We start from the raw sequence: 18,764 nt of genomic DNA on the forward strand, positions 1-18,764 counted from the left end.
GATAAAGGCGAACGCTTCGCTTTTTCAGGTTTTTTCTGTCCTCTTCGTTATCGTGTAATTTTAATTCAATTTACAAAAAACGCTCTCTTCCCCTATGGATGGACAGTATTGTCCAGTAAGGTCAGAGAGCGTTTTTTTCTGTTATCAGACTTACTTGTTATTATAGCTCAACGATGGCTTTGACTACATGTGAATTTGGCAATAACCATTGATCTATTGCAGTAGGTAACTCATCAAATTCCACTCGATGTGTGATATACCCATCCATGCTTAATTTCTTTTGACGCAAGGTCGACAGGACTTGTTCAAAATCTTCACGGGTTGCGTTTCGACTGCCCAAGATACTCATCTCCCGCTTGTGAAATTCGGGGTCATGAAAGGTAACATCCGCTTTCACCAGTCCCACGAAAATAAGTTGACCACTATGAGCAACATATTGAAACGCCTCATTCATCGAATTCACGTTACCTGTTGCATCGAAGACAGCCGTCGCATAGTCCCCATTCGTGATTTCAGCAACTTGTTGTACAGAATGTTCATTGGCCTGTACCGGGTCATCCGCTCCAGCCCAAGTCCGGCTAAGCTCCAGCCTGTCCAGATTACGATCAACGGCAATAACACGCGCCCCCGCCTGTTTGGCAAATGCCATCACACCCAATCCAATGGGGCCAGCTCCAATCACAACCACATGCTCACCATACTTGATTCCCGCTCTTCTGACGGCATGGGCTCCAATGCTTAATGGTTCTACCATTGCCGTCTCATCCAGCGTCAAACCTTCTGCTGAGAGCAGATGTGAGACAGGCACGCTGATTTTTTCTCTCATGCCTCCGTCTACGTGCACACCCATCACCTGCATGGACACACAACAATTCGTTTTCCCTGATCGACAGGCGATACAATGCCCACAATGCAAATACGGAATAATACTAACCTGATCTCCCTTCTTCAGGCCCGCTTCATTCTCCCCGATGTCTTCAATAATCCCTGCAAGCTCATGACCCAATACACGAGGATAGGTGAAAAAAGGCTGATTGCCTCTGTATGCATGCAGATCTGTGCCGCAGATACCAATTCGTCGGATAGTAACCAACGCCTGATTCTCGGTTCTTTCGGGTTCAGCTATGTCTCGCAACGCCAAACGATTTATTTCTTCACATATAACTGCTCTCATTCCTGTTCCCCCTTCGATGATGCTTGTGACTTCATGTTATGTTCAATGTTATATTCAGGACGGCCGCTGGCCCAGCTCTCATTATGAACCGGAGCCAGGATTCGGAGCACCTCCGATAACAGTTCCTGGTCTAATGGTTCCTCAATCCAGGCTGCATTGTTGCGGATATTATGTTCACTTGCACTGCTGACCAGTGTCGTTGGAATCCGTTCATTGGCTGTTGCAAACTGCACGGCAAGCTTCGCAATATCGCTGCCCTGTTCCGCGCAGAACCGCGCCGCTTGCAGGCAGACCTGCTTCACGCGATCATCTGCCGGGTGCCAGGCAGGAGCTCCTCTTGTGCTTAATAAGCCCATAGAAAGAGGCGAAGCATTCACAAGGCCAATTTCTTTTTTTTCCAACAAGGGCAATAACGACAATAATGAGGTATCATTCAATGAATAATGACAATACGAGATGATCGCATCCGGATCGATCTGTGGCAGAACCTTCTCGAACAACGGTAGGGGCAATCCACAAATCCCTGCATGGCGAATGACTCCCTGCTCCTTTAGGCGGAGTAAGGTTGGGAAAGCTTCTTCAATAATAATATCGGCCGGGACAAACTCGATGTCATGCAAGAACAGGATGTCGATATAATCGGTATGCAGTCGATCCAGACTCTCTTGTACACTATCATGTATCCGCTTACGCGAAAAATCAAATGCATTCTCCCCATAACGTCCAGCCTTGGTCGACAACGTAAACGAGCTACGTGGCAAACTACGGATGGCTTCTCCAAGGACCGATTCAGCCTTCGTTAATCCATAATAGGGCGAAACATCTATATAGTTCATCCCTGCATCTACAGCGGCGTGAACCGTACGAACACCCTCACCTCGGTCAATATCACGAAATACTGAACCTAGAGAGGATGCTCCAAAGCTCAGTACAGGTACTTCCAATTCCGTCTTCCCAAGTCTTCTTGTTTTCATCGGCCTGCCCCTTCCCAGCATGTCTGCTTACTCACGTGTCCTTTCATTGTAACAGTTGAATTTCAAACTAAAATATCGCCAAATGCGTAATATGTACTGTTTGATGATCTGTGAATAATCGCTTGGTGTGAAGTGAAATTAAAAAGTCCGCCGATTCCCCCTTAAAGAGTAATCAACGGACTTCATATCCAAACTGACTGAATGATTCTTATCCATTCAATTCATCAGCGTGATGTACTATAAAATAAATATTAGTTCTGCATTACAAAATCTTGTTGAATGGCATTATTCTCATCAAACGTCCGCAGGATGTCATATCTTGTGTTACGCTGTGCCGGAATATAACCGGACTCCCGAATCAGTTGCGTAATGGAACCAATGTTGACTTTGTACGTTGCGCCTGCAGCAGATACCACGTTCTCTTCAATCATGGTGCTACCAAAGTCATTGCAGCCAAATTCGAGTGATTTTTTGCCGACTTCAGGTCCCATCGTTACCCATGAGGATTGAATGTTTTTGATGTTGTCCAACACCAGTCGACTGATCGCTACCGTCTTCAGGTACTCTTCTGGCGTCTGACGCTCCAGCTTCAGGTTTGTATTATCCGGTTGGAATGTCCAAGGAATGAACGCCAGGAATCCTTCGGAATCATACTTGTTCGCAATGCACTCATCCTGAGCTTCACGTACACGAAGCAGGTGCAGTGCGCGCTCTTCCATCGTTTCACCAAGGCCGATAACCATCGTTGCCGTTGTGTTCATACCGATACGGTGAGCTGTCTGCATAACGTCCATCCAATCGCGCCATGAACCTTTCAAACGGCTGATTTTGCGGCGTGTACGGTCATCCAGGATTTCCGCACCACCACCAGGCAGAGAATCGAGTCCCGCTTCGTGAATTGCACGTACAACCTCTTCCAAAGTAAGACCGTCGGACACTTCAACCATTTTCATAATTTCAGCTGGCGAGAAGGAGTGCATCGTAATATTAGGGAAACGCTCCTTGATCGCTTTGAGCAGGTCAGTGTAATAGCTAAACGGCAGATTCGGATTCGTTCCGCCTTGCATCAAAATCTCGGTACCATTTACGTCTTCGGTTTCTTGAATCTTCTGGAAGATGACTTCATCGGGAAGTACATATCCTTCGTCAGAGCCAGGTCTGCGGTAGAAAGCACAAAAACGGCAGTACACATCACACACGTTCGTGTAGTTGACGTTACGCCCAATTACAAATGTTCTGTATGGTTCGGGGTGCATGCGTTTTACAATCACATTGGCGGCGGCCCCGATTTTGTCTACTTCATTTGATTCAAACAGCTGAATCGTGTCTTCCAAGTCCAAACGTTCGCCCCGAAGGGCTTTATCTAAGATACGGTCTACCGTACTCATCGTAAAAAAGCCTCCCTCATGAAGAGAAAATATAATCACGATCCGTCCCAACTTGCTCATATAGATGAAAGTTTTGGTGGCAACATCGCATTTCTGTACTCCACATATCGTAACACAGGTTACATGTGAAAAAAAGCACCTTATGAGAAGGTGCTTTAAAAATTAATAAAAATGTTTACATATGCTATCTATTTCATTTCTTTTTCAGCGGGATCTAACACCCGTGTTTCAATACGGTTCGATCCTACGAGTCCTGAAGTGCCTGATCCAGATCTGCAATCAGGTCATCAATGTCTTCCAGACCTACAGAGAAGCGCAGTAATCCGTCAGTTATACCCCGATCACGGCGAACCTCAGCCGGCATAGCCGCATGAGACATCATTGCAGGATAAGACAAGATACTTTCAACCGCACCCAAGCTCACGGCAACAATTGGCAATTTCACACGATTAAGTACTGCCTTGGCCCGATCGCCTGAACCAACGTCAAATGACACGACTGCCCCGTATCCGCTTGACTGACGTTCATGAGCTTCACGGCCGGGATGATCCAGCAGCCCCGGATAAAATACAGCCGTAATATCACTGCGTCCACTAAGCCATGCAGCCAGCTTCGCTGTGCTCTGTTCACTGTGTGCCATACGCGCACCCAAGGTCTTCATACCACGCATCAGCAGCCAGGATTCCTGAGCCCCGAGCACGGTTCCAAGTCCATTCTGCAATTGTTTTAGCTGTGTACCCAATGAATCCGTACGAGCAACGGCTAAACCTGCCAGCACATCACTGTGTCCGCCAAGAAACTTGGTCGCACTATGTACGACAATATCCACCCCGAGCTCAATCGGACGTTGGTAATAAGGCGTCATGAAGGTGTTATCAAGAATGGAGATTAACTCATGTTCCTGTGCCCAGGAGGTGACTGCAGCAATATCCGTGATCCGAAGTGTCGGGTTGGATGGTGTCTCCATATAGACTGCCTTCGTGTTCGGTTTGAGTGCTGCCTTTACTTCTTCAATATTGGTCATATCCACAAAGGTAGTCTCAATCTGCATCCGGCTCAGAATGGAAGTAAGCAGTCGATACGTTCCTCCATATACATCTTCCGTCACAATCATGTGATCGCCTGCCGAGAACATCATGAACACACTGGAGATGGCAGCCATGCCTGAGGAATAGGCAAACCCTCGTGCCCCACCCTCCAATAATGTAATGTAATCCTCCAATGCCTGACGAGTCGGGTTACCGGAACGACTATAATCATGTTGAGGTGGATTAAAAATATCAAAATGATGGAATGTGGAGGCCTGGTAAATTGGCACACTGGAAGCCCCGGTGGTTTTATCGATTTCGTCACCGAAATGCAGCAGCTTGGTATCGAACTTCAGGTCGGAATGAACATTCCGTTCATGATTGTTGGCATTATTGTTTTGCTCACTCATGATGCGTTCCCCCTTCTATCTCCTGCTGTGCAGCTGTGAGTGCATTGCCCAGATCGGCAATCAGATCTTCGGCGTGCTCGATCCCTACAGAGAAGCGCAACAGACGGTCATCTACACCTACAGCGTCACGAATTTCAATCGGAATATCCGCATGGGTCTGTACCGCAGGATAAGTCATCAATGACTCTACACCTCCGAGGCTTTCCGCAAAAGCAATCAGTTTAATGTGACGTAGCAATGGTTCAACATAACGAGCATCCTTTACTTTGAAAGAGAAAATGCCTGTATTTCCACTGGATTGTTTATTCTGTATTTCAAATCCGGGATGATCCGACAAACCAGGATGATACACTTCATTAACGGCTGGGTGCTCCAAAAGGTACTTGGCAATCGTCAAAGCATTATACTCATGCCGCTCCATACGAAGAGCGAGTGTCTTCATGCCTTTCATCAGCTGATAGGAGTCGCTTGGAGACAACACTGCTCCAATAGAATTGTGCAGGAATGCCATTTCGGCCGACAATTCTTCCCCTTTGGTAATAATTAATCCGGCAAGTACATCATTATGACCACCCAGATACTTCGTGGCACTATGGATGATGATATCAGCACCGAGTTCAATTGGACGCTGGAAGAATGGAGTCAGTAGTGTATTATCCACAATGGTCAGCAAGTTATGGCTCTTGGCCCAGGAGCATACCGCTTCCACATCCGTAATCATCATTAGTGGATTGGTTGGTGTCTCAATAAATACCGCTTTTGTATTCGGTTGACGAATACTTTCCAGAGCTGCCAGGTCATTGGTATCTACATAACTTGCTGTCACACCAAATCGAGACAGGATGCGTTCAAGCAAACGATACGTTCCGCCGTACAGATCCAGCGATACAATCAGATGATCCCCTTGTCCAAATAAAGCGAAAATCGTTTGCAAAGCAGCCATGCCGGAGCTACAGGCAAAACCTGCATCACCGGATTCCAACGCTGCCGCTGCTTCTTCCAACACTTTACGGGTTGGATTGGTCGTACGAATATAATCAAATCCCGTGCTTTGTCCAAGCTTTGGGTGGCGAAACGCAGTGGATTGATAGATCGGAAAATTAATGGCGCCCGTTACCGGTTCATTGATAGACCCAATTTGGGCCAATCGACTTTCGATTTTCAACTTATTGTCTTCCATTGCAGCATCCTCCTGTAATGTCGATTAGATTTGCGGACCAATATCGTAAGGTGTCTCTTGATACACATAGTAATTGAGCCAATTAGAGAATAATAAGTTTGCATGTGCCCGCCAAGTGGCCGGGGGAACACGGGAAGGATCGTCATTCGGGAAATAATGTCTAGGCAGCGCAATGTCCATGCCTTTAGCTGCATCACGGTCATATTCCCATTTCAATGAAAGAGGGTCATACTCAGCATGTCCGGTTGCAAAAATCTGTTTGCCGTCTTTGGTAGCAACCAGGAAAATACCCGCTTCCTCAGATTCAGCCAATATCTCAAGGTTTTCGTTTTTTTCAATATCTTCACGTCGCACTTCCGTATGGCGGGAATGCGGGACGTTGAATACTTCATCAAATCCGCGCAGCAACTGCACATTGGATCTGTTGATCGTATGTGAGAATACGCCAAAACATTTTTCATCCAGCGGAACTTTGGGAACTCCAAAATGATGGTATAAACCCGCTTGGGAAGCCCAACATATATGCATGGTCGAAGTCACATTGGTTTTGGTCCATTCGAAGATCTCCTGGATTTCTTTCCAATAGTTCACGTCTTCAAAGTCCATTTGCTCTACAGGAGCGCCTGTAATAATCATGCCGTCAAAACGGCGGTGTTCAATCTCATCAAAGGTTTTGTAGAACAAGTCCAAATATTCCTGGGAAGTATTCTTGGACGTATGAGACTTCGGATGAACCAGAACGATATCTACCTGAATGGGTGTGTTACCCACCAGACGAAGCAATTGTGTTTCTGTCGTTTCCTTTGTGGGCATCAGGTTTAATATAGCGATACGTAGTGGACGAATGTCCTGCTGGTAAGCAGATGTCTCGTCCATGACAAAGATGTTCTCTCCTGCAAGTACTTCCTTGGCAGGCAGTGTGTCTGGAATTTTGATTGGCATGGTGTTTCTAACTCCTCCTTGTGCATAAATAGATGCAGCCACTGCGGAATCGATACGATTCGCATCCGTACAGTTATAGGCTGCCATGAGCTTGCCTGCAGGCGCTGAATTGCAACCACATTGCTGGCGGCAAGCTCAAGTTCCTTAGCGAAAATCACTGCTGAGAAGTCGGTGCATATAACAAAGACCTTCCTCGGATTCCGAGAAAGGTCATATGTAAATAGATATGCGCCTCTCTCATCTCTCAGTTACAACAGTGTCACTTGGACACTTGGTCGCTGCAAGAATTAGCACCGTGCGGTATACCGCCGGTTGCCGGGTTTCATCGGGCCAGTCCCTCCACCTACTCTTGATAAGATTTCGCTTTATTCAATTGTAAATACTAGTGTGGTTCACCTTTTACTTTAAGACATTAATCCCCTCACGTCAAGGTGTAGTTCAATGTCTGTTCCTCAGGATCGGAACCGTTCATCATCCGTTGTCATACACTGCTCCAGGGCGCGAAATGGACACATTTTTGCGCTTGAAAGGACCCTGTACCAGCGGTATACTAGACAAGTGTTATAAACCCTTATGTGAGAGGTGACATATTCAATGGATGGCGACCCGAGGCCTGACTGGCAGCCGAATTCCGACAAACTGCATAGAGAATTGATATCAGCATGCCGGCAGCGGGACGTTACTTCCGTTTGATTATAGAGCGAACGCAGTCCTGACTTCCAGGCTCCGCTGCCGACCGGCTGATCTGTTCTTTTTGCGCCCATATTGATGAAATCCGCCCATTTGGCGGGTGCAGAAGGAGTAGATGAATAATGAAAATCCGGTTGGTAAATAACGGTGTATTTATTCCGGTGGACGACATTCAGCAGGCGCTGACTCCACCAGCGGAGGGGTTTTACTGGATTGATGCGGACGTAGACGATTTGGCGGTACTTCAACCGCTGTTCATGATGCATGATCTGGCCGTGGAAGACTGTTTGAGTGACGAAGAACAACGTCCGAAGATTGAAATTTATGAGAGCCATTATTTTATTGTTATTAATAGCATTCGTTTTGATGATGAAGAGATTTTTTTACGTGCCGTCAACTTGTTCCTTGGCAGACACTTTATTATCAGTGTTACCAAACAGAAAGTTAGCGAATTGCGAACATTGAAACCGATCCTATGGGAACAGGAAATCAGTACGCCGGATAAGCTGCTGTATCTGCTGGTTGACTTGATTGTTGATAATTATTTCACCGTAGGTGACCGAATTGAAGCGCGTATCGAGAAGCTAGAAGAAGACATTTTGATGCACACCAAGAAGTCTCATCTGAATGAGATTATCGGGTTGCGCAGTGAGATTTTGTGGCTGAAGAAAGTGCTGGGACCTCAGAAAGAGGTCATTAACACACTCAATAAAAAAGATCTGCGTCTTATTGATGATCAACTGCAAAAGTATTTCAGTGACATTTATGAGAATGCTGTTAAAATATCCGAAACCTTTGAGACTTATCGCGACCTGATGGGGAACTTACGAGAAGCTTACCAATCCAGTATCGCCAACCGGGCGAATGAAATCATGCGTGTGTTCACCGCCATTACCACGGTGTTCATGCCGCTGACCGTTATCACTGGCATCTATGGGATGAACTTCACGAACATGCCTGAGTTGGACTGGAAATATGGTTATTTCGTGGTTATTGGCCTAATGGTTACGCTGGGCCTAAGCATGTTCTTTATTTTCCGCAAAAAAGATTGGGTTTGAAATAGCAAAAGACGAAGCGCTCCACTTTTGGAGACGCTTCGTCTTTTTTTATAATTAGCTTATTGTATGACAACTAACGTCCTATTTCCAATCTAGCCTGCATTCTGCTCTGTCTCTGTGTGACGACGAAACCGGATGCGAATCATGCGCAGTCTTTCGTAGACCTGCTCCAGATTGCTCCCGCCAGGCTTCTCTTCTCCATACACCTTATGTAACACGGGCTTCAGAAACGTATCTCCCAGCTCCTCGTAGGCGCTCCATACTGCCTCTTGCTCCTCTTCGGGCATGACAGCAAGCTCCGCATCGAGTAGACAATCTGTGTCATACCCCTCCAAATCCAGTGCCTCTAACAGTTCAATTAGCTCCCGACGGGACAATCCGGAACGATTCACGATCTCCTCTAACGTATATCCTTCTTTCATCCCTTCAAGTACCTGCTTCCGTGTGGTAAATCTGTCTAGCTCCTGCTTGTATTTCTGCTCTCTCTGTTTGTACAACCAGCTCTCATATTCTTGTTCCTTCAGAACCGAGTACACCCACTCTAGCGGAAAAGATGTGGAACGTTCCAGTCCATTCGTAAGCTCCAACCATTCAGCTCCGTACTCGGAAGCCTTGCTCTCTCCTACGCCAGGCAGTTGCATCAATTCATCGATGGTTTGTGGAACAAATGCACTGATCATGCGTAACAACCGGTTTGTTGCAATAAAATAGGGGGCCTTCCGGTCAGACGCTGCTCTCTTCCTGCGCCATATGCATAGGTCCATATACAGCCCCTCATTGCCATATAATTCACTGTAACAATGAAGACGTTGACCGCCATAACTGCGCGACTTCAAATCATCATTTTCGTGAAACATACCCTGCAGCAACGGACGATATCCTTCGCCCATCTGTATGGCTAACTGATGACGATAAACATGTAACAGCTCGTCCCACGAACTGCCAGCATACCAGATGTCATCCGTTCGATCTCCTTCCTCATATCGGCTCCATCCCAGATGCCACGCTCCTTCTTCTTCACCGATCCACAACTGCGCATGCTCTTCATTCTGACCTGACATTCTGGATAATCTGTTCATGAAAATGACTTCCATATCTTGTCCCTCCTTCAATAGTTCAGCTCGACACAGTTTGTATTGTGCTAAATTAAGCAGCACAAAAAAACACCTCTCCTGCAAAATCCATGCAAGAGAGGTGCTTCCTCATTAACCGTGCTATGCTGTTGCTCATATATTACCACAATGGAAAAATTCGTCAACTGCTTGTTTGTAAAGCTATTACTTGTTCAAAGCCAATTTGGCCAACGCAAGCGAACCACACAGTCCTGCGTTATCGCCAAGTCCCGGTGAAACGACATACTGGTCAATTTCGGACTGAAGTGCAGGATGCTGAACGTATCCAGCGAGCAATTCCTGCAGTTTGCTGCGAACCATTGGGAACAGATGCTCCTGCTTCATCACACCGCCACCCATTACAATTTTCTGAGGTGTGAGGATCAATACATAATTCATCAGAGCATGCGCCAGGTAATGTGCTTCAATCTCCCAGGCCTTGTGATCGGCTGGCAGATCGTAAGCTGGTTGCTCCCAACGTTTATTGATAGCAGGACCTGCGGCAAGCCCTTCCAGACAGTCTCCATGATACGGACAGAACCCTTCATACGTATCTTCAGGATGTCTGCGTACAATGATGTGTCCCATCTCTGGATGTGACAATCCATGGACCATTTTGCCACCTACAACTGCGCCTGCACCAATACCCGTTCCGACAGTAATATACAGACAGCTATCCAGGCCTTGTGCAGCCCCCCAGGTTGCTTCCCCAAGCGCAGCACCGTTCACATCCGTGTCGAACGTCATCGGTACATCAAAGTGCTCCTTGAGCTTACCAATCAGGTTATACTGACCCCAATGCGGTTTGGGTGTTGTTGTGATGTAACCATAGGTCGGGCTTCCTTCAATCGGATCAATTGGACCAAATGAACCTACACCCAAAGCTTCAATACCTTTACCTTCAAAAAAAGCGATTACTAGAGCCATCGTCTCTTCCGGTGTCGTCGTTGGAAAGCTTACGCGCTCAAGAACTTCTCCTTCTTCCGTACCGATACCACATACAAATTTGGTTCCTCCAGCTTCAATTGCGCCTAAAATCGTCATGTTAGTCACTCTCCCAAGTAGTTTAAAATTAAAATGGATCTTCGAATCTGTTCTCTAAACGAGGACATGAATTAATCCTGTTCAGCAGTTTCGAGCTTGGCCAATCGCTTCAATAAGGTCTGCTTCCAGCTGTCGGCTAACGTTGGAATGGCCAGCAAAGCACGCATAGCAACGGCATCCTGCTTCCCCTGATGCATAATTCGATTGGCTTCCAGAATGGTCATTGATGCAGGGTCCGTGCTTATTCGTCTGAATATTGCAGAAGGAGTTACCTCACCCTCTTGCAACACCCGAAAATAAAATCCGGTATGCCCGCTATCCTGAAAATAAACAGGCAATTCTTTGTAATCATACCTTGCACCAAGCTTGAAGCAAGGCTGTCTTGGCTGGCTGACCTGTACCGTGGCTTCCCCCAATTCATACACATCACCAATCCGGACTTCTTCCTCCATACAGCCTTCAACTGTCAGATTTTCTCCACAAGCTCCCCAGTCCAGCTTGCGATCCATCAGTTGTTCAAGCGCCGCATAACGACTGTAATCGTATACACAAACTGCCTTATCAGGCCCACCATGATGCTCGAGATCCGCCTGGGCATCCCCTGTCATTCCGGTGAATGACAGGAAGACCGGGCTGGATATGGGATGTTTCACAATGCCGCTCATCACTTCACGCTTCTGGCCAGGCAAGGCCTGAAGTTGCCCTACGTTTACAGCTAATACCGCCGTTTTGTTTTTATCTGGCTTCCGGTTATGTGTGAGTGTCATCTGATCCTACCTCTCATATTAGCTTTCTTTTAACGAACAGAGCCACCAAAAACAAGTGTATTACTTAACAAGCGGCCCGGGGAAGTAAGCATTTTGCCGCCAGCATACATGCCAGAAGATGCACCACCATCCAGGTTCATTGCCTCCTTGGCACCAAGCTTCTGCATGACAGCAGCCCATTCTTTGATGGTCGCTCCTGACACGGTAGTCAACATAACCGAACCGTCGGCCATTATGGCTATACCGCTTCTTGCGCCGGAGGCATTGAGAATTTTGGTATCCTTGAAGCCCTCACTCGTTGGATTTACGGCAACTTTGCCGTCTTTCACCAGACGCGGACCTGCGCCCACAGCGGTGACTACATCTTGCCAAGGGATCTCTTTGCCTGCTGCATTGGTGTATTTATAATTCATCTCTACAGTTGATCCAACGGTGAAGCGATCCGACGAAGATTTCTGATTTCCCGTGAAGACCAGCACCGAGCCATTCTTCGGAATGACTACATCGGTATTCGGTACTTTCTTGGTGACAATCCCTTTCTCCATCACAACCGCCGTACCTCCTTTGAACCCGACTGTAGATCCCCGCTCTGGCGTGTATAACATCGTAATACTCGCATTCGCGGAAGGTGTTCGGTTAATAAAGGTCGCATACCAACTGCGTGATTTCCCTTCTTTATCTGTTACTTTACCCGTCAGACTCACTTGAAGCGAATCCATGATGGCTGAACCGTCTTCCTTAAACCCAATCGTTGTTCCGTATCTTCCAATATGTATAACCTTGCCATTTGCTATTAACATGCCGTATGGATCTGGAGCTCCGTTATAAGCTTCAAAAAATGCTCCGTTAATGGCCGCTTGTGCGCCATATGCCTTAACAATCGAAGGTAATGTTGCGGTCTGACCGACCTGCTTCTTCGCCAATCCTACGGTAACTGGTGTACCCTTGGGAATACTAACCGTCTGCACGGTAAAACTGCGTCCTGCTGCTTTTACTTTCTGTACCTTGGTGCTAATTGCCGCTTTGGCATCCGCTGTCTGTGGAGCACTCACCGCTCCTGAAAGGATTACCGGCAAAGCAAGGACGAGGGCCATAGCCCCTGTCCACCACTTTTTGCCCGTCCTTTTTGTCTGCATACTACTCACCCTATTGCCACTCCCATCCAAGAGCCCAGGCTCTTCATCTCAAGTTGTTCGAACTTGTCCATCACCATATCCGGATCAAGACGCAATTCACATACATCCAGTGCACAAGCTACCGGAACAGCACAGTGAATCTCTGCCAGTTTACGAGACAGATGAAGCATATCGAGATCATTCTCAATCTTGTTACGTACCGAAGGGGTAAGTTTATCCATATTGTCCAAAATGCCTTCTATGGAGCCAAACTCCTGCACAAGTTTCAAAGCCGTCTTCTCCCCAATGCCCCGTACCCCAGGATAATTGTCACTGGCATCGCCCATCAGACCTTTCATGTCAATCACTTGACGAGGTGTCAGTTGTTTCTCCGTCATTAGAGATTCAGGCGTATACACCATGTAATTGCCATGACCTTTTTTCATAATAATAATGCTTGTGCGGTCATCAATCAGTTGCAGCATATCATGGTCACCCGTAAGTACCATCACGTTCATATCCGTCTGCTCGGTGTAGTACTTGGCAAGTGTACCGATGCAATCATCAGCCTCATATCCTTGAGCGCCAATATTCGGAATGTTCAAACTATCCATCACTTCACGAATCAGAGCAAATTGAGGAATCAGATCATCCGGAGCTTCCGGACGGTTCCCCTTGTACGCTGCATACTCTTCACCGCGAAACGTCTTGCCCCCCATATCCCAACAGCATACGACATGACTTGGCCCAAAGGTCTGAACCGCATCCCAAAAATAACGGATAAATCCGTATACTGCGTTGGTTGGCACGCCTGCCTTTGTACGTCTGATATATCCGCTTGCAGATGTTGCATAGAATGCACGGAACAACACCGCCATACCATCTACCAGCAACAAAGTAGGTTCATTACGTTGATTCACTTGAATTTGTTCTCTCCTGTCCTGTATCTAGCAAATAAAATATCGAACTAATTCTATCATTATAGCATAGTTCCGCCAAGGATCGACCAGCCAAAAAAGCCCTGAAATTTGAACATTCAGAGCCTTTTTCACCTTGGTTCATTTAACAATCAATGAAATCATTCATCTATAAATTACGCGTTGTTCCATTCCTGCTCATACGTGTCTTCTTTGAATCCTACGGTCACTTTGTGACCATCCGTAACGATTGGACGTTTAATCAGACGACCATTGGAAGCCAGCAAACGAATCTGCTCTTCTGTGGACAACCCTGGCAGCTTGTCCTTCAATTGCTGCTCCTTGTACACTTCCCCACTCGTATTAAAGAACTTCTTCACTTCAACTCCGCTCTTCTGAATCAACTCCGTTAATTCTGCTTCGGATGGAGGTGTGTCGAAAATAGGGATTAATTCCAGCTCATGCCCCTGAGCTTCCAGCCATTTTACGGCTTTGCGGCACGTGCCACATTTGGCGTATTGATATACTTTTAGATTACTCATCGTTACTTGTCCTCCTATGTGTGCTCCGGTGGTGCTCCGGTTTCGACTTCTCGCTTCCCTTGGTTTGCTTTGCAAATCCAAAAGTCGCTCCAAACCGATACCATCGCACTGTAATTTTAAACCTCTTTTCGAATGAGAAAAATATACATTCGGTTATATCATTTTAGGATCAAGACACTATGACCTAAGAGCTCTAGAACCAAAGAGCTTATAATCGCAAGACCTTAGCCTACGGCATATTGTTCGGATACATCGCATCCCTCACATGGGTTATCTTACATCCAGTTGATATGCGGACGCACCATGCACTGAAGTCCGCACACAGCGCAAATCACAGGCCGTTTGACAGCATTTCACAATACTTCTCTAGGTGATGCCTCCGTATCCAGGCGAGCCTCCAGGGCAGCCATATCAGCGGGCAACGGGGCTTGGAACGTCATACGGCTTTGCAAAATGGGATGGTCAAACGCCAGCTCACATGCGTGCAATGCCTGACGGGCAATCCAAGTATCTCGTTCCTCCCGAACAGCCATGGTCTGCCCATCGATCTCATGCACAGGAAGGGTCTTGTACATCCGATCCCCAATTAACGGGCAGCCAATCGATGTCATATGTACCCTTATTTGATGGGTTCTGCCGCTCTCCAGCTTCAGATTCACCGCACTGGCACTTCCGCCCGCCCATCGGACAACGGTCGTGTATAACGTTCTTGCCGCATACCCGTCAGGTGTAACGATTCGACGATGCGGCTCTTCGGGATCACGATCAATCGGGCCATCGATGGCCCCCTCTTCTTGTGCAGGACTACCGTGCACTAAGGCAATATATTGTTTATCCACCGTTCCTGCGATCATCTGTTCAGACACATGCTGGTGCACATATGGATTTTTTGCGATTGCCAGCACACCCGATGTTTCCTGATCCAGTCGATGAATCGGCCTGAAGCGGAATCGCTCGCCTTTGGACTTCCAATAATGGACAACCCCGTTTGCCAAAGTACCTTTGTAATGCCCATGTGTTGGATGTACGATGACACCGGAATCTTTGTTCACGATAAGCAAGTGCTCATCTTCATACAGTATCGTAAAGGGAATCGGCTCAGGTAAAATATCATCCGACTCTTCCTGTTCCATTCGGACTTCCAGGACGTCACCTGCGCTAACTTTGACGCTGATGTATACCCGCTCGCCATTCAACATAATTCCCTGCTCTGTAAGTTTGATTCTCGACAGGAGCTTGCGCGAAACCTGTAGGCGCCGCTGAAGCACGGTCTTCAGCAGCCAGCCATCTTCATTTTCGGGAACCGTGTAAATAAGTGGTGAATAATAATCGCTCATTCTTTGTCTTTGCGGCGGAATACTTTTTTGCTCCGCACATACTCAATGTCAGCTACCTGTTGTCTCGCATTAGCAGTCCGAGCTACAACGAAGAAATAATCAGACAGACGATTCAAATAACGTCGTACAGAAGGGTTGATATCCGTGTGCTGTCCGAGTGTTACGGCGCGGCGTTCAGCGCGACGACATACTGTACGGCAGACATGTAATGTGGAAGAGAGCAAACTGCCCCCTGGCAAAATAAACCGTTCCACCTTCGGATTTTCCGCATCATACAGATCAATCCATTGCTCAAGCCGGGTGACCATCTCATCCCGTACTTTATATTTGGTTTCGCTAATTTTTACAAAGGCGAGATCGGACCCGCAATCAAACAATTCTTGCTGAATTTCGAGCAAGTGTTCACGCAAATCCTCAAATTCCCCATTTGCTTGATCAATAAAACTGATGGCCTGCCCAACAAAACAATTCAGCTCATCAATTGTCCCGTAAGCTTCAACCCGGTCATCGTCCTTGATGACCCGTCCACCAATGACTGAGGTCTGCCCCTCGTCACCTGTTCGTGTATATATGCCCATTGTAATCCCTCCTATTGTTAATATCATTCGCATGGTAGAACGCTGGGGTTAAATATAAATGCATTGCCCTTCTAGAGTTTAACTTAATCAGTATACTTGACCTGCTATGAATACGGGAATGCTATTATTTTCAGAAACCAGTGAGATCCTTCACACGTATATATGAGTTGGTGTACTCTGCCGAGTATACGCCAAATCCTTGCAAACCAAAAGTAGAGGAGACGATTATGCAAAACTGGATAACCGATTTCATGGAACAATACGGCTACATAGGCATTGCACTCATTATTGCGCTTGAAAACGTATTTCCCCCCATCCCCTCCGAAATCATATTACCTTTTGGCGGCTTCATGACCACCTACACCAGCCTGACCCTTCCCGGTGTTATTATTGCTGCTACCATTGGTTCTGTGCTTGGGGCTGTCATTCTCTATGGGATCGGACTGCTGATTGATGTCAATCGGCTGGAGAAGATTGTAGAACGTTGGGGTCATATTCTGCGGATCAAAAAAGAAGATATCCACCGTGTCGATGCATGGTTTGACAAATATGGAATGTGGACCGTACTATTCTGTCGCATGGTTCCCCTTGTTCGAAGCCTGATCTCAATTCCTGCCGGCATGTCCAACATGAAATTTGGTTTATTCCTACTCTTCACAACCATTGGAACACTGGCCTGGAATATTATTCTCGTCTCGGTTGGTGCGGCTCTCGGTGCTTCATGGGAGAGTATTCTGCACTTTATGGACGTGTACTCCCTGGTCGTATATGTACTTCTGGCGATTATTGTTGTTGGCTGTATAATCTGGTGGATCAGACGCAATAAAACTCGGAAATAAAGAAATTTACACGCATAGCTTTTGTCATAAAATAAAGCCTCCGCACCACAATTTGTGGTAACGGAGGCTTCTTTAGGCTCGTCCATCGTTTAACACTATGAAATACTAATCTTCATATCGCAGCCCTCGATCTTTGAGATCAACAGGCAAGCCAGATATCAACAGATACATCTGTTCCGAATGCGCCTGCAACGCCCGGTTAACTGACGCCATTCTTGCTGCAAAAATTCGTTCTTCCTCTGAAGGATATAAAGAACCGTGCATTTCATTGGTAATCACGAGCAGCTTTCCCTGGTAAGACAGAAGGGCGTCCAGCAACAGCTGTGTCTCTGAACGCTGCTGATCCAGATCATCACTTGCCCTGAACCCGGCTGCCATCCATGCGGTCAGACTATCCACAATGACAATCCGCTGATCTGCCAGGAAGAGATTGGATTCTCGATTAATCTGGTGAAGCACCTCCGTCAGGTGCTGGCCGTTCCCAGCCTGGATGGCACGATAATGAGCGGATGGCAATTCGGGAATCACGGGATCATGATCACCAGTGGATAAATAGATGCCCTCCCGGCTAATCCGGGCTGCGTATCCAAGCGCAAATCGGGTTTTACCACTGCCTATGCCGCCTGTGACCGTAATTAGCAATCCGCTCCCCTCCTTCAGTAGCCATACTAGATTGCATTTACTCTGTCAGCGCCTTCAGCACTTTCTTGGACTCTTCGACATTAGACGCCGACACCGGAATGGTAGCAAACAGATTTTGCGCAGCATAATCTACATCTTTGAACATTTGCATGTCTTCCAAGGGAATGCCATAGAGATGTGATTCTGTCTTGATATCTGAACCGTCATCTCCTTCACCCTTTTCAACCAGGACCCCGCCTTCAAATACACCGCGCTTATACTTCTCCGCATCAAATGTATCATCAAGCGGAATATTGGAGCCGTTACTTCCGTACTGCTTCATATCAGCCTCAGGCAAAATGAAAATATCATGACCACCGGCCGCGTACTCTACCATAATTTTCTGCACATCATACATCGCACTGGTGATAACCTCCACCTTGGGCTCCTCGCCCAGCTTCTGCTGCAAATTAGCTTGCAACTGCTCCGAGATCACGGATGGATTTCCTTGGTTATCAATGATAAAAATTGTAAAACCGTCCTTACCGCCACAGCCAGCAAGCAGAAAAATCATAGAAATGATTGCGGTAAGCCCCCAAAATCTCTTCATTCCAGTTCCCCCTTTAGTCTCCTATGTACAATATATCACAATTGTTCCACGCAAAAAAATAACCCTACCTATCCAAAGCAATCTGTTCATAGATCAAAAAAAAAGACCCTTTCCGGGTCTTCTTCCAATCGAATATGCGTAACGTTTCGATACAACGAAAAATTACTTTCCTTTAATCGGATTAGCCTTCATGTATTCATTAATCTTCAAATCTAGCAAACTGCTAATTTCAATTACAATATCGGATGTGAATGATTTCTCTTCAAGGAATATCTGTTCCATCTTGCGGCGTAGCATATGGATCTCATCTTCCAAGGAAACGTTATGCAAAGATGCGTGATCCGGTTTCACCGACCATCGGTCGCCATGATCGCCTTCTGCCAAATAATGCCCACGATTAGTCGGTAAATCATATTCAACACAAAACAAAGCCAACCC

19 protein-coding genes and 1 riboswitch are annotated in these 18,764 nt (G+C 46.7%); of the genes, 2 read left to right on the forward strand and 17 right to left on the reverse strand.

Going from position 1 to position 18,764, the window contains the following annotated elements:
- Positions 1-160 precede the first annotated feature (160 nt).
- The 6 genes from BUA17_RS14390 to metA all read right to left on the reverse strand — a co-directional run bounded on the left by BUA17_RS14390 (position 161) and on the right by metA (position 7,096).
- Complete coding sequence (locus BUA17_RS14390) at positions 161-1,174, reverse strand: zinc-binding alcohol dehydrogenase family protein (RefSeq protein ID WP_072734031.1); 1,014 nt, start codon at positions 1,172-1,174, stop codon at positions 161-163.
- Positions 1,171-2,148 (reverse strand): aldo/keto reductase, encoded by a 978-nt coding sequence (locus BUA17_RS14395; RefSeq protein WP_072734032.1) that lies wholly within the window; start codon positions 2,146-2,148, stop codon positions 1,171-1,173. Before BUA17_RS14395 ends, BUA17_RS14390 begins: the two co-directional genes overlap by 4 nt.
- Before the next feature lie 251 nt (positions 2,149-2,399).
- Positions 2,400-3,536, reverse strand: coding sequence for a cyclic dehypoxanthinyl futalosine synthase (gene mqnC, locus BUA17_RS14400; protein ID WP_063564227.1), 1,137 nt, complete (start codon positions 3,534-3,536; stop codon positions 2,400-2,402).
- Between the two features lie 244 nt (positions 3,537-3,780).
- Positions 3,781-4,974, reverse strand: coding sequence for a trans-sulfuration enzyme family protein (locus BUA17_RS14405; RefSeq protein ID WP_072734033.1), 1,194 nt, complete (start codon positions 4,972-4,974; stop codon positions 3,781-3,783).
- Complete coding sequence (locus tag BUA17_RS14410) at positions 4,967-6,154, reverse strand: aminotransferase class I/II-fold pyridoxal phosphate-dependent enzyme (protein ID WP_053780460.1); 1,188 nt, start codon at positions 6,152-6,154, stop codon at positions 4,967-4,969. Before BUA17_RS14410 ends, BUA17_RS14405 begins: the two co-directional genes overlap by 8 nt.
- A 24-nt stretch (positions 6,155-6,178) precedes the next feature.
- Entirely contained in the window at positions 6,179-7,096 is a 918-nt protein-coding gene (metA, locus tag BUA17_RS14415) for a homoserine O-acetyltransferase MetA (RefSeq protein ID WP_063564335.1), read from the reverse strand.
- Positions 7,097-7,330: 234 nt separating this feature from the next.
- Positions 7,331-7,455: riboswitch (SAM riboswitch) on the reverse strand.
- A 453-nt stretch (positions 7,456-7,908) separates the two neighbouring features.
- On the opposite strand from metA, the gene corA reads away from it, so the two are divergent.
- Entirely contained in the window at positions 7,909-8,844 is a 936-nt protein-coding gene (corA, locus tag BUA17_RS14420) for a magnesium/cobalt transporter CorA (protein WP_053780458.1), read from the forward strand.
- A gap of 92 nt (positions 8,845-8,936) precedes the next feature.
- Here the strand turns inward: corA and BUA17_RS14425 are convergent, their stop codons facing one another.
- From BUA17_RS14425 to BUA17_RS14460, 8 genes are all read right to left on the reverse strand, one after another.
- Positions 8,937-9,938 carry an HRDC domain-containing protein gene (locus tag BUA17_RS14425; protein WP_063564225.1) on the reverse strand — a complete coding sequence of 334 codons (1,002 nt, stop codon included), beginning with the start codon at positions 9,936-9,938 and terminating at the stop codon, positions 8,937-8,939.
- Between the two features lie 183 nt (positions 9,939-10,121).
- Positions 10,122-11,000, reverse strand: coding sequence for an ROK family protein (locus BUA17_RS14430; RefSeq protein WP_072734034.1), 879 nt, complete (start codon positions 10,998-11,000; stop codon positions 10,122-10,124).
- A 71-nt stretch (positions 11,001-11,071) separates the two neighbouring features.
- On the reverse strand, positions 11,072-11,767 hold the full coding sequence (locus BUA17_RS14435; RefSeq protein ID WP_072734035.1) for an MOSC domain-containing protein: 696 nt from the start codon (positions 11,765-11,767) through the stop codon (positions 11,072-11,074).
- Positions 11,768-11,796: 29 nt separating this feature from the next.
- Positions 11,797-12,903: a phosphodiester glycosidase family protein gene (locus BUA17_RS14440; protein ID WP_072734036.1), complete on the reverse strand. Its 1,107-nt coding sequence runs from the start codon at positions 12,901-12,903 to the stop codon at positions 11,797-11,799.
- Between the two features lie 5 nt (positions 12,904-12,908).
- Positions 12,909-13,802: a 5'-3' exonuclease gene (locus BUA17_RS14445; protein WP_072734037.1), complete on the reverse strand. Its 894-nt coding sequence runs from the start codon at positions 13,800-13,802 to the stop codon at positions 12,909-12,911.
- A 173-nt stretch (positions 13,803-13,975) separates the two neighbouring features.
- Positions 13,976-14,341, reverse strand: coding sequence for an arsenate reductase family protein (locus BUA17_RS14450; RefSeq protein ID WP_063564222.1), 366 nt, complete (start codon positions 14,339-14,341; stop codon positions 13,976-13,978).
- A 353-nt stretch (positions 14,342-14,694) separates the two neighbouring features.
- On the reverse strand, positions 14,695-15,678 hold the full coding sequence (locus tag BUA17_RS14455) for an RluA family pseudouridine synthase (RefSeq protein WP_072734038.1): 984 nt from the start codon (positions 15,676-15,678) through the stop codon (positions 14,695-14,697).
- A complete protein-coding gene (locus BUA17_RS14460) occupies positions 15,675-16,256 on the reverse strand; it encodes a cob(I)yrinic acid a,c-diamide adenosyltransferase (RefSeq protein ID WP_063564220.1) in 582 nt (193 codons plus the stop codon). The genes BUA17_RS14455 and BUA17_RS14460 overlap by 4 nt, the downstream gene beginning before the upstream one ends.
- Before the next feature lie 227 nt (positions 16,257-16,483).
- On the opposite strand from BUA17_RS14460, the gene BUA17_RS14465 reads away from it, so the two are divergent.
- Entirely contained in the window at positions 16,484-17,095 is a 612-nt protein-coding gene (locus BUA17_RS14465) for a DedA family protein (RefSeq protein ID WP_024628348.1), read from the forward strand.
- A gap of 105 nt (positions 17,096-17,200) precedes the next feature.
- Here the strand turns inward: BUA17_RS14465 and BUA17_RS14470 are convergent, their stop codons facing one another.
- The 3 genes from BUA17_RS14470 to BUA17_RS14480 form a co-directional block, all read right to left on the reverse strand.
- A complete protein-coding gene (locus BUA17_RS14470; protein WP_072734039.1) occupies positions 17,201-17,737 on the reverse strand; it encodes a bifunctional adenosylcobinamide kinase/adenosylcobinamide-phosphate guanylyltransferase in 537 nt (178 codons plus the stop codon).
- A gap of 37 nt (positions 17,738-17,774) precedes the next feature.
- Positions 17,775-18,326, reverse strand: coding sequence for a type 2 periplasmic-binding domain-containing protein (locus BUA17_RS14475; RefSeq protein WP_063564218.1), 552 nt, complete (start codon positions 18,324-18,326; stop codon positions 17,775-17,777).
- Positions 18,327-18,488: 162 nt separating this feature from the next.
- Positions 18,489-18,710 carry an aspartyl-phosphate phosphatase Spo0E family protein gene (locus BUA17_RS14480; protein ID WP_323374397.1) on the reverse strand — a complete coding sequence of 74 codons (222 nt, stop codon included), beginning with the start codon at positions 18,708-18,710 and terminating at the stop codon, positions 18,489-18,491.
- Between the last annotated feature and the right edge of the window lie 54 nt (positions 18,711-18,764).

Source organism: Paenibacillus sp. ov031 (assembly GCF_900143165.1).
Classification (GTDB): Bacteria; Bacillota; Bacilli; order Paenibacillales; family Paenibacillaceae; genus Paenibacillus; species Paenibacillus marchantiae.